The sequence below is a fragment of the Hydrosulfovibrio ferrireducens genome (assembly GCF_046883345.1).
In the GTDB taxonomy this organism is placed as follows: domain Bacteria; phylum Desulfobacterota; class Desulfobulbia; order Desulfobulbales; family Desulfurivibrionaceae; genus Thiovibrio; species Thiovibrio ferrireducens.
Genome location: NZ_JALKCW010000016.1, coordinates 186,622 through 197,199, shown reverse-complemented (window position 1 = coordinate 197,199; position 10,578 = coordinate 186,622). Strand labels below are relative to the sequence as shown.

Annotated in this window: 10 protein-coding genes and 1 tRNA gene; 5 read left to right on the top strand and 6 right to left on the bottom strand. The window is 59.0% G+C overall.

Annotation, left to right across the window (positions count from 1 at the left end; genetic code table 11):
• Positions 1-603: 603 nt before the first annotated feature.
• A tRNA-Cys gene (locus MWR57_RS08435) sits at positions 604-678 on the bottom strand.
• Positions 679-888: 210 nt separating this feature from the next.
• Here MWR57_RS08435 and rnc point away from each other — a divergent pair.
• From rnc to MWR57_RS08420, 3 genes are all read left to right on the top strand, one after another.
• Complete coding sequence (rnc, locus tag MWR57_RS08430; protein WP_423124363.1) at positions 889-1,626, top strand: ribonuclease III; 738 nt, start codon at positions 889-891, stop codon at positions 1,624-1,626.
• Positions 1,627-1,659: 33 nt separating this feature from the next.
• Positions 1,660-2,682 (top strand): elongator complex protein 3, encoded by a 1,023-nt coding sequence (locus MWR57_RS08425; protein WP_423124362.1) that lies wholly within the window; start codon positions 1,660-1,662, stop codon positions 2,680-2,682.
• 108 nt (positions 2,683-2,790) lie between these two features.
• Positions 2,791-3,204 (top strand): hypothetical protein, encoded by a 414-nt coding sequence (locus MWR57_RS08420; protein ID WP_423124361.1) that lies wholly within the window; start codon positions 2,791-2,793, stop codon positions 3,202-3,204.
• A 16-nt stretch (positions 3,205-3,220) separates the two neighbouring features.
• Here MWR57_RS08420 and MWR57_RS08415 read toward each other — a convergent pair whose 3' ends face one another.
• From MWR57_RS08415 to MWR57_RS08395, 5 genes are all read right to left on the bottom strand, one after another.
• The gene (locus MWR57_RS08415) at positions 3,221-3,415 is read right to left on the bottom strand and encodes a hypothetical protein (protein ID WP_423124360.1); all 195 of its coding nucleotides are present in this window, start codon (positions 3,413-3,415) and stop codon (positions 3,221-3,223) included.
• Positions 3,416-3,425: 10 nt separating this feature from the next.
• Complete coding sequence (locus MWR57_RS08410; protein ID WP_423124359.1) at positions 3,426-4,094, bottom strand: hypothetical protein; 669 nt, start codon at positions 4,092-4,094, stop codon at positions 3,426-3,428.
• Positions 4,091-4,870: a hypothetical protein gene (locus MWR57_RS08405; RefSeq protein WP_423124358.1), complete on the bottom strand. Its 780-nt coding sequence runs from the start codon at positions 4,868-4,870 to the stop codon at positions 4,091-4,093. Before MWR57_RS08405 ends, MWR57_RS08410 begins: the two co-directional genes overlap by 4 nt.
• Before the next feature lie 178 nt (positions 4,871-5,048).
• Positions 5,049-6,125, bottom strand: coding sequence for an LptF/LptG family permease (locus MWR57_RS08400; RefSeq protein ID WP_423124357.1), 1,077 nt, complete (start codon positions 6,123-6,125; stop codon positions 5,049-5,051).
• Complete coding sequence (locus MWR57_RS08395; RefSeq protein ID WP_423124356.1) at positions 6,122-7,315, bottom strand: LptF/LptG family permease; 1,194 nt, start codon at positions 7,313-7,315, stop codon at positions 6,122-6,124. Before MWR57_RS08395 ends, MWR57_RS08400 begins: the two co-directional genes overlap by 4 nt.
• Positions 7,316-7,640: 325 nt before the next feature.
• Between MWR57_RS08395 and MWR57_RS08390 the strand changes: the two genes are divergently transcribed.
• Positions 7,641-9,191: an ASKHA domain-containing protein gene (locus MWR57_RS08390; protein ID WP_423124355.1), complete on the top strand. Its 1,551-nt coding sequence runs from the start codon at positions 7,641-7,643 to the stop codon at positions 9,189-9,191.
• A 58-nt stretch (positions 9,192-9,249) separates the two neighbouring features.
• Positions 9,250-10,338, top strand: a complete 1,089-nt coding sequence (locus MWR57_RS08385; RefSeq protein WP_423124354.1) for a DHH family phosphoesterase — start codon at positions 9,250-9,252, stop codon at positions 10,336-10,338.
• Positions 10,339-10,578: the final 240 nt, after the last annotated feature.

The window sequence follows — 10,578 nt, the reverse complement described above, 5'->3', positions numbered from 1 at the left end:
ATAGCTGAACAACATCTGTTGGTGGGTGTCGGTTCCGCGCATGTTTTCCTCAATGTTTATGAGTTATCCTAACTGGTTACAGAATACATTGAGCGGATTAAAAAGTCTCGATATTTGATGAGTTTTTCAACAGCCTGCTAATGATCTGAGTACGCTGGGAATATTCTTAAACTGCCTCCTGAATTTTTTGAAATATTTCTCAACATTATGACCATTGGCGCCGAACTCCTCCACCAGCATCAGTTTAAAGAAGTCTTCTGTCTTCATATGGATAGCAATATTATTGTCGAGTTAGCTCGAATTGAAATTCGACAGCCGTTTTCTGTCTGTTAACTTGGGCGGAAATGGCTGGTTGGCGCTATTTTTTGCTTACATAGCTGCTTTTTTACCCCGTAGAGGGGCATTATATAGCCAGCTCTATAATGCCGACGAAAAATAGTCAGCATAGTATCTGTCTACCTGACAATAAGGAGCAATACAAGGAGTTTGTTCTTTCAAGACGGCGGGTTAGGGCGAAAAATGATCGCCGTTTTGGCCTGGATGATGGGGGATATTCACAAAAAAAGGGTCAGCCGTATTCGGCTGACCCTTTCTGATTTTTACTGGAGGCGGCGAGCGGATTTGAACCGCTGAATAATGGTTTTGCAGACCACTGCCTTACCACTTGGCTACGCCGCCTTTTTTGGTGGGGGCAATCTTAAACGCAGATCGTTTTTTTGACAAGGGAAAATGTGCGGGCTGCGCCGGTCTGCGGCAGGCAAGGAAAAAGGGGGTAAGGCCCCCGCAGGGCAGGGTGATCCGTTGCCCTTTTTCATCGGCTGGGGTATGGTGTTTTCTCGGCAAGAGGGGTGACACCCTCATAGATTATCCCTTACCCGTACCCTGACCGTGACTGCCAATACCCTTTCCCCAACATCGCAACCGGACTTGCACCTGCTTGAAGAAAGCCTCGGCTACCAGTTCCGGGACCGCGCCCATCTGCACAAGGCCATGATCCACAGTTCCCACGCCTTTGAACAGGGGAGGCAGACGCAGAAGGACAACGAGACTCTGGAGTTTTTGGGGGATGCAGTGATTGATCTCGCGGTGGGCTATGCGCTTTTCCGCCATTTTCCGGAGATGCGGGAGGGCGATCTTACCCGGCTGCGGGCGGCCCTGGTCAACGAGCGGCATCTGGCCCGGATGGCAAGGGATCTTGCGCTGGGCACATATCTGCTGCTGGGCAAGGGCGAGGATACCAATCTAGGCAGGGAAAAGGCTTCCATCCTCTCCTGCGCCTTCGAGGCCGTGGCTGGAGCCATTTTTCTCGATGGCGGCTACCCTGCGGCTGCCGAATTTGTCGAACGTCATTTCACCCCCTGGTTTGAAGACCGCCAGCAGGCCATGTTTCTGGCCGACGCCAAAAGCTCGCTCCAGGAGCTTCTGCAGGAGCGGTTCAACGAGGGGCCCCGCTATGTGCTGGAGGGGGATGAAGGTCCGGATCATAACAAGACCTTCCATGTCTCGGTCCGTTTCCGGGAGGATATCCTCGGCCAGGGCAGCGCCCGCAGCAAGAAGGAGGCGGAGCAGGAGGCCGCGGCCATGGCGCTTAAAAATCTTGCCGGGCCAAAGCAGGCCGGCAAGTGAGCTGTTGTGTCTGAGCGGATTTTTCCTAAACCCATGCCAGCCCCCTTTGTCATCCCCGTTTTCATCGCCCATCAGGGCTGTCCCCATCAATGCCTGTTTTGCAATCAGCGCAGTATCACCGGTGCGCCGGAGGGCATGGTCACCGCCCGCGAGGTGGAGGAGATCATCCGTGCTCAGCTTGCCTGGCCCCGCCGTCATCCCGAGGCGAGGGTGCAGGTGGCCTTTTACGGGGGCAGCTTCACCGGGCTTGCCCTGGAGCGGCAGCGGGAGTTGCTTGGGGCGGCGCAGCCGTTTTTGGCCTCGGGCCAGGTTCGGGAGCTGCGGCTTTCCACCCGCCCGGATTATGTGACTCCTCAGATCGCGGGATTTCTGCGGGAGCAGGGGGTGGGTATCGTGGAACTGGGCGCCCAGTCGTTGGATGATGGGGTGCTTGCGGCCAGCGGCCGGGGGCACACCGCGGACCAGGTGCGGACGGCGGTTGCCTGCCTGAAGGAGACGGGCATCCGGGTGGGGCTCCAGCTTATGCTCGGCCTGCCAAGCGACACTACGGCCACGGCCCTGGCCAGCGCTCGCCGGGCGGCAGCCCTTGGCCCGGATATGGTTCGGCTCTACCCCTGTCTGGTTATCGAGGGCAGTCCGCTGGCCGAGCTGTACCGTCAGGGGAAATATCAGCCACAGAGCCTGTTCCGGGCCGTGGCCCTGGCCGGTCGGCTCTGGTCCATCTTCAAGGCGCAAGGGATTCCCGTGGTGCGCATGGGGTTGCAACCCTCTCCCTCCCTGAAAAAAACCGTGCTGGCCGGGCCGTACCATCCGGCCTTTGGCGAGCTGGTGCTTTCCCGGCTTTTTTTCAACCGGGTCCGCGCCTTGCTTTCCGCCCGTTCGGCCCAACAGCCCCACCGTTTGTGTCTCGCCAAGGCGGACGAATCCATCTATCGAGGGAAGGACAACGGGAACGTCAAGCGGCTTGCCGCCTTGGGGCTTCTTGAGGGGGTGGAAACGGTGTTCAGCGCCAGTCAGCCCAGGCATACCCTGCGCCTTCTCGCGGCAGATACCTGAATATTCCGGTTTCTTCAAATCTTCGAACATAACCTGGACAAATTGTCGCACCTTGCGTACTATCCCTTCCGGTTTCGTTTGCACACATCAAACACGAAGGAGATGCCGATGAAGATGGTGACGAATGTGGCGCGGGTTTTGGTTGCCGGTGCTTTGGGCGGATTGGTCAACAGTCTTGCGCTCTGGGGGTTTGGAGTGCTTGGCATTACCCCGGCGCTCGGGTTCTCGCTGGCGCCGGAGTTCAGCATGCCATGGCTCATGCCGAGGCTTGTGATGAGCGCGCTCTGGGGGCTGCTGTTTTTGCTGCCCTTCTGGGGGAATAAGCTGCTGCACAAAGGATTGATGCTCAGTCTGCCGCTCTGGGTGGTTATGCTGCTGGTCATCTTTCCCATGAAGATGCAGGCCGGGATGTTCGGCCTTGTTCTGGGTGCGGGCGCGCCGGCCTGGGCCCTCTTTTTTACTCTGGTCTGGGGTGTTGTCGCGGCTGTTTTTCTGCAGCGGGTTTGGAAGGAAGAGGCCTGATTTTTCCGGCGGATCCTCAGCCCTGGCTGGTTTTTTCCTTGACCGAGAAAAGCTGGCAATGGATGCCGGAGCTGGCAAAGACCACCATGGAAGGATACTGGAGGGATTTGAAGTTCAAAGCCCTGCAGCCGTAAGGGTGCGCCGGTTCGTAGGTGACGTAGAAGTGGAGGCAGGCCAGGCAATTCGGCCGCTCGCTGGTTGGGGAAGGCATCGGGTTTACCTCACGAAACAGGTGGGGGGCTGGGTTGGTGTGCTTCCGCTTCAAGGCCGCGCAGCAGAACGAAGCGGCCCAGCGGAGTAACCTGGCAGGGAAAGCTGCCCACGAACAGGGGGTTGTCGCAGAGCCCGCCGGAGAGATAGAGCTTGGCAGGGGAACCGGCAAAGCGGTAGGCGTTGATGGCAATCCCTTTGACAAAGCGGGCCACCGCCTCGGCCACAGGCACCCCGGAGATCACCGCGTCGAAGATGTCGCTCATTCCCAAGACCCCGCAGGTTACGGAAAAGGTCTGCTCCGGCACCCGCAGGTGACCATAGTCCAGATCGTAGTACCGCTCCAGCAGCTCGATGGTGAAGCCCATCGAGGCCCCGCATTCCGCATTCCATCCCATGTCCGCCAGCTTACCGTTTGCATACCTGATGAACTTGATATCGCGGCTGCCGCAGTCCAGCAGCACATATTCATCTTCTGTTATCAAGGCCTCGCCGCCCCTGGCCAGGGCAATGAGTTCGTTGACGTAACGGTCGGCGAACCGTTTGCCGTTGTGGCCGGTGGCCAGATCCACCCGCGTCTCCCTGGGCAGCTCCTTGGTGGCGATGATGGTAGGCTTGGCCCTGGGCGCGTCGAGGTCGAGAAATTTGCAGTAGGAGGTGCCGAAGTCGCCCAGGATCATGGTCGCACCCCGGAAAGTTCGAGAAAGGCCTGGACCTTGGCCCGGGCGCTGCTGGTGGTGTGCACATCCACATCCAGGTAGAGGGCGTGGGGATGTTTTTTGGCCAGATAGCGGGCCAGCGCGGTTTTCGCGCAAAAGGACTGGGCAAAGAACACCGTGGGCACCTCGGGGTTGAACTGACCCTCCAGCGCGTGGTCGGCCGGGGTCTTGTTTTCCATGCAGCGGGCCCAGCCATGGATGTGGGTGGTGTCCGGGAACAGCCCGAGGATGGAGAAATCCCTGGGCGGCACCCCCCAGAAACCAGCGGTGGGTATGCAGGAAGGCGGTGGATTGTTGTAGCTTGCCGCGGATTTGACCCCTGCGGTGATGGCCAGCATCCGGTCGATGAGGGGCAGCCGGGCTTGGCACAGTGGGGTGCCGAAGGCAACGGTGTCCATATTTTTGGTGCAGATCACCGGAATGGGCAGGGTTTCGGCCAGGATCGTGGCCGTATGCAGGGCGCAGTCGCATTTGCCCGGGCCGGTGTCTGCGTAGATGGCGTCGAGCTCCAGGTGCAGGGCGTTGACCACGGCGGTGCGGAGGATGGCGCAGTACACCCGGGGCAGAAAGGGGCTGGCGGTTTCGAGATCCTCCCGGACCAGGGGTTCGTCCAGATCATGGATAACCAGGCCGTGTTCGTTGGCCCCCCGGATTATCTCCAGGGGCGGAACGCCGATGATGCCGATCTTGCGGAAGCGGCTCATTATGGCGACTGAAGATGCGGGATCGAGGGTCATATTTTTAGGGTGTTACTGGTTGATGGATGTGCAACAACGGCCATTCGACAAGGCTCTCCTGAGCGAAGTCGAAGGGCTCAGGGTGAACGGATATTGTCTTAACATTGATATTCCGTTCGTGCTGAGCTTGTCGAAGCACCTGTTCGTTTGCAGCCAATTTCGACTTTGTGCGACGCCATCACTGGTTATATTTTTTCAGCAGAAAGCAGCCAATCCCGATGGTCAGCACATGGATGGACCAGGAGGCGATGCCCGGCGGCAGGGTGGCGGTCTTGGCCAGGGACTGGGTGGCGCTCCAGCCGCCCCAGGCGGCAAAGGCCAGGCCGCAGCTCACCGGGATGGCCAGGGCCAGATCGCGGCCCTTGGTTTTATGCACCGCGAGCAGTACCGGAATTCCCAGCAGGAGCAGGGGGATGCCCAGGAAGGCGTAGGAGAGGCGGCGGTGGAATTCCACCAGCGATTCTTGGTGGGAAGCCTTGCTGTCCATGGCCTGCCGCAGGAGCTTGCTGTATGAGATTTCTTCGATTTTGTATGGGGGGACAAAGAATTCTTCCGGCGCTTCGGCAAAGGCAGGGGTGAGGGTCTGGAAAAGCGTTACCGAAAAGGCGCCATTGTCGGTGCGGGTTTTCTGCTGGCCGTTTGTGAGCTGCCAGGCTCCGTCTGCCCAAGTGGCGCTTTCGGCGGTGAGCAAGGTTGTCAGGCCGCGCTCTCCGTCATAGGCGGCAAAGGAGAAGTTTAAGAATTCGTTTTTCCCGGGATTGGGGCGGACAAAGGAAAAGATTCCTTTCGCGCCGCGAAAATAGGTGCGCCCGTCCCGGATGATGCCCTTGGGAATCTGCTTGTTGACCTCTTCGTACCAGATCCGGTTGGTTGCCGCGGTGGTGGCGGGCAGGACCCATTGGCCGATGGCCAAGGTCAGCAGGGTGAACAGGGCTGCCGCCACCAGCAGGGGGCGGATGATGCGGATAACGCTGATCCCGCTGGCCATGAGGGCCATGAATTCAAAATGCTGGTTGAGGATGCCTAAAGTGATGACCCCGGCCAGCAGGATACAAACCGGGATCAATTGGACATACATGAACGGCAGCTTGAGCAGCAGGTACTTGATTGCCAAACCGATGGTTTTTTTTGCTTCCAGGAAATTGTCCATCCGCTCGAAAAAATCAACCAGCAGGTAGATGGCGATCAAGGAGCAGATGACCAGGGCCAGGTTCTTGGCGAACTGAGCCATGAGATAGCGGTCCAGCAGTTTCATGGCCGTTTTTCTCCATTTTTGATTCCCGGCAGCCTGGCCAGCAGGGCAAGGGCCGTATCGCTCAACCGGGCAAGGAAGAGCGGGGTGATTTCCCGTGCCACCTGACGGGTGAGCATAATGGTGAAAAGAGCGATCAGGATATTGGAGAGCCAGATGCCGGCCGCCACGGGCAGATGGCCGCTTTCGGCAATGGTCCGGCCCGCGGTGAACAGGATGTAGTAGATGACAAAAAGCAGCAGGCCCAGCGGCACGCCCAGCGGCCTGCGGCCGGGCCTGGCCAGCATGGCCAGGGGCAGCCCCAGGATGGTCAGGATGAAGCCGCCCACCGGCAGGGCCATGCGGGTATGATACTCAATGAGCATGCTCAGGCCGAGGGGACTTTTCGGGCCATGGGTTGCCACCTGTTCCAGCAACTGTTTCTGGTTCAGGCCGTTCTTGCCGACCTCGGTAACGGAGGTGCCGCCGATTTCCGTCGGCGTCTTGATGGGCAGGTTGACCTGATAGCGGTCAAAGCGGATGGTTTGGGTGATATCCTTGCTGGCGCGGTGCAGGGTGCCGTCCGTCAGGGTAAGGCTGATCAGCATGTTTTCCGGCTGGGCGGTGAGTCTGCCGGTTTTGGCGACAATGGTGAGAGGCGCGTCGCCGTGGCGCATGTCCGAGACGTACACTCCTTGCCATTGCCGGGTTTCGTGGTCCACTGCATCGATATACAGCACCACATTGGAAATGCCTTCGCTGAACTGCCCGGGCTGGATGCCCTTGTCGATTTTTTCCTGAGCCATCTGTAAAAAAAGCGATTTCATGGCCAGGGTGCCCTGGGGAATCAGGGTGACCGCGGAAAAATAGGTGAGCAGGGAGGTGGACAGGGCGATGACGATCACCGGCGGCAGCAAGCGGAGCAGCCCGATGCCCGTGGCCTTCAGGGCCATGATCTCGTTGTCGTTCACCATCCGGGTCATGGCGACGATGACCGCGGTCATGCTGGCCATGGGGATGGAAAACATCATCAGCTTGGGCAGCATGTAGGCGCAGAGGCGCAGGAAGTCGCCGGTCCCGACGCCGAAGTCGAAGATCACGTTGAGCAGGGGGACAAGCCTGCCCAGAAAGAGGATGGCGTTGATGATGAGAAAGCTGGCGAAGAACGGGGCCAGGATTTCGGTGGCGATATAGATATAGAGCAATACGGGCATGTTGTGACTGTCCAGCAGCACCGCATCTGCTTTGTTATCGGCCTGAACGCATACCGATGTATAGCTCTCAGGCCTCTGTCGCGCATATGCGGCACTGCTGAACAGTCACAGGTCTGAGGCCATTCGTAATTTCTGCCCCTGCTCTGGCTCTTTACCATTGCCTCTGTCGGACGTCAAGCCCGCCGGTGATGACGCTTCCCTTGATGTGGGTGCTGCCAGGGCAGGGGCGGCACATTTTTTTAGGGACTTTTCCCAACAGGCGACATAGTATATCGGGCAGGATGCAGTTGTCCATCATGAAAAATCTTTACGGAGTTGCCCGTTTATGTTGACCCCCCTGGTGCGCGCCATTGCGGTTGCCGCGCCTCTTCCCAGCCTTGGCGACAATACCGGCGATCTCGACCGGTTAAAAAAGGTGCTTGCCCCGCAGTTGGGTGGGGGTATGCCGGTGGTGCCGTACCAGCGGTTGAGCAAGGTGGCCGTCCGGTTCCGCGCCGCAGGCTTTGCGGGCGCGGCCATTATCAATGACATGGCGGGCACCCCGGTTCTGGTCGATTTCCTCTCCCAGCCGCCAAAGGTTTTGGCCGGGATGGCCCTTGATCTGGGGACCACCCATCTCGAAGCAACCCTGCTTGACCTGAGCACCGGCGCAGTCCTGGCCCGAGCCGACCTGGAAAACGGCCAGATCCGCTTCGGGGCGGATATCCTTACCCGGATCCATCATGCGGCCAAGGACGAAGGGCTTGCAGAGCTGCACGCGGCGATAATCGATTCGGTCAATCAACTGGCGACGGAGTTGGCCGGGCGTGCCGGCCTTGCGGCGGTCTCCGAGATCCGGGCGCTGTCGGTGTCCGGCAACACCAGCATGGTGCATTTCTTTCTTAAACTCAATCCCTGCCATCTCTGCCGCGAGCCATACATTCCCATGGTCAACGCCCCGGACCCTTGTCTGGCAGGGGAACTCGGGCTGGCCATCCACCCGGCCGCGGTGGTCTGGCTTCTGCCCAGCGTGGGCAGCTATTTCGGCGGCGACCTGATCTCCGGCGTGCTGGCCAGCGGGCTTGACCAGCAACCGGAGACCTGCATGCTCATCGATGTGGGCACCAATGCCGAGGTGATTGTCGGCAACCGGGAATGGCTCATCGCCTGCGCCGGGGCGGCAGGTCCGGCCCTGGAAGGCGGTGTGGCCCGAATGGGCATGCGGGCAGGTCCCGGCGCCATCGAGCATGTGCGGATCGATCCGACCACAGGCGAAATCGGCTATGAGACCATCGGTAAGGGCAAGCCCAAGGGACTTTGCGGCTCCGGGCTCATCGATCTGGTGGCGGAACTCTACCTGACCCGGCAGATCGATATCCGGGGCAAGTTTCGGCCCCAGGCCGCCGGAGAGCGGCTGATTGCGGGAAGCGAAGGCTACCGATTCGTGGTGGTGGAGGGCAAGGATGCGGCGGATGGCCAGCCCGTGGTGCTGGGGCAGGTGGATCTCGACGCGCTCATGCGCTCCAAGGCGGCCATGTACGCCATCCTCACCACCCTGACCAATCAGGTGGGGGTTGCCTTTGAGGATTTGCACCGCATCTATGTTGCCGGGGCATTTGGCCGGCACATCTCGCCTCGGCAGGCCATTGTCCTGGGGATGCTGCCCGATCTGCCCCTTGTCGTCTACGAGCCCGTGGGCAACAGCTCCCTGGCCGGGGCCCAGCGGGTACTTCTTGAGCGCCAGGCCCGGGAACGCAGTCTTGCCCTGGCCGGAAAAATTACCTACATCGAGTTGAACGTGAACCAGGAGTTCATGCTCCGGTTTTCCGGCTCCCGTTTTATTCCCCACACCGATCACGCCTTGTTTCCTTCGGTTCCTTTTTTTGACGGGGAATAGTCCTCCAGAGCACCCCCTTTGAAATTTATGCAAGGATATGTTATAGGGCATCGGTTGTTTGGCGAAGCAAGGATTTAAGCGGCCGGTTTTCGGCCTGGTATGCATGGACAACGGGGATGATGGCGTGGGCGTGAACGGAAGTCTTGAAGTTCCCAAAAAACCGATTTCCAATAAAAAGAAGACCGCCAAGGAGCGTCTGCTCGAGTTCTGCGGTCTTTTCGGCAAGGAGGATCAGGTTCTCGTGGTCATCAATGCCGACCCGGACGCCATTGCCAGCGCCATGGCGGTGAAGCGTCTGCTCCGCTACCGGGTGAAAAGCGTCACCATTGCCTATCCCAACGAAATCAGGCGGCTCAATAACGTGGTCATGGTCGATCTGCTGAAGATCCCCATGGAGCGTCTGCACACGGTCAAGCTCGGGGGATTCACCAAGAAGGTGATGCTGGATTCCCAGCCCAGCCATCTGCCCTGTTTCGAGAATATTACCTTTGATGTGGTCATTGACCACCATCCCGCCACCAAGGGGTGGGTGGCGCCCTTTGTCGATATCCGCAAGGACTTCGGCGCCACCGCCTCCATGCTGGTCGAGTACCTGCGCGCCGCCAACCTCAAGCCCTCGGTGGCCTTGGCCACCGCCCTGTTTTACGCGATCAAGGTCGATACCCGGAATTTTGAAAAAAAGGCCACCCTGGCGGACGCCATTTCCTTCCGCTACCTCTTCAATATCGCCAACCAGAATCTGGTGCGCAAGATCGAGCTTTCCTCCTTACGCCGCTCGGAGTTGAACTATTTCAAGACCGCCTTGAACGAGATGAAGGTGAGTAAGCAGCGGCTCTATGCCCATCTCGGCAAGGTTCCCAGCCCGGACATGCTGGTGCTCATCGCCGACTTTCTCAATCAGGTCCACGATGTCGCCTGGGTGTTTGTCTCCGGCATGCACAACGACAAGCTGGTGGTCATCTTCCGCTGCGACGGCTACAAAAAAAATGCCGGACGGCTGGCGGAGAAGATGTTCAATGCGATCGGTTCGGCCGGCGGGCACCGGGAAGCAGCCCGGGCCGAGGTGCCGCTCAGGAATCTGCCCGCGGAGATGCAGGATTTTTCCACCATGACCCTGATGCGGCTCACGACTAAGCACTTGCAATAGTAGGCGATCACAGGGCGGCGCATCTGCGTTGTCATCGGCCCGCTCATGTGCAATAGCACACTTCGCCGGCCTCTTCCGTGCATCTGCACCACCCTGTAATCGCCTACCGCCGAGATGGGTTCCATCAACCTTCTGAAAATCTTTTTCCTCCCTCCGCCCTTCCTGTGCTTGCTTTTTGGCGCAACCCTTCCCATAATGAGTTTTACACTAGGAAGCGAAGCAGATTCCCCTTTCCCTTCA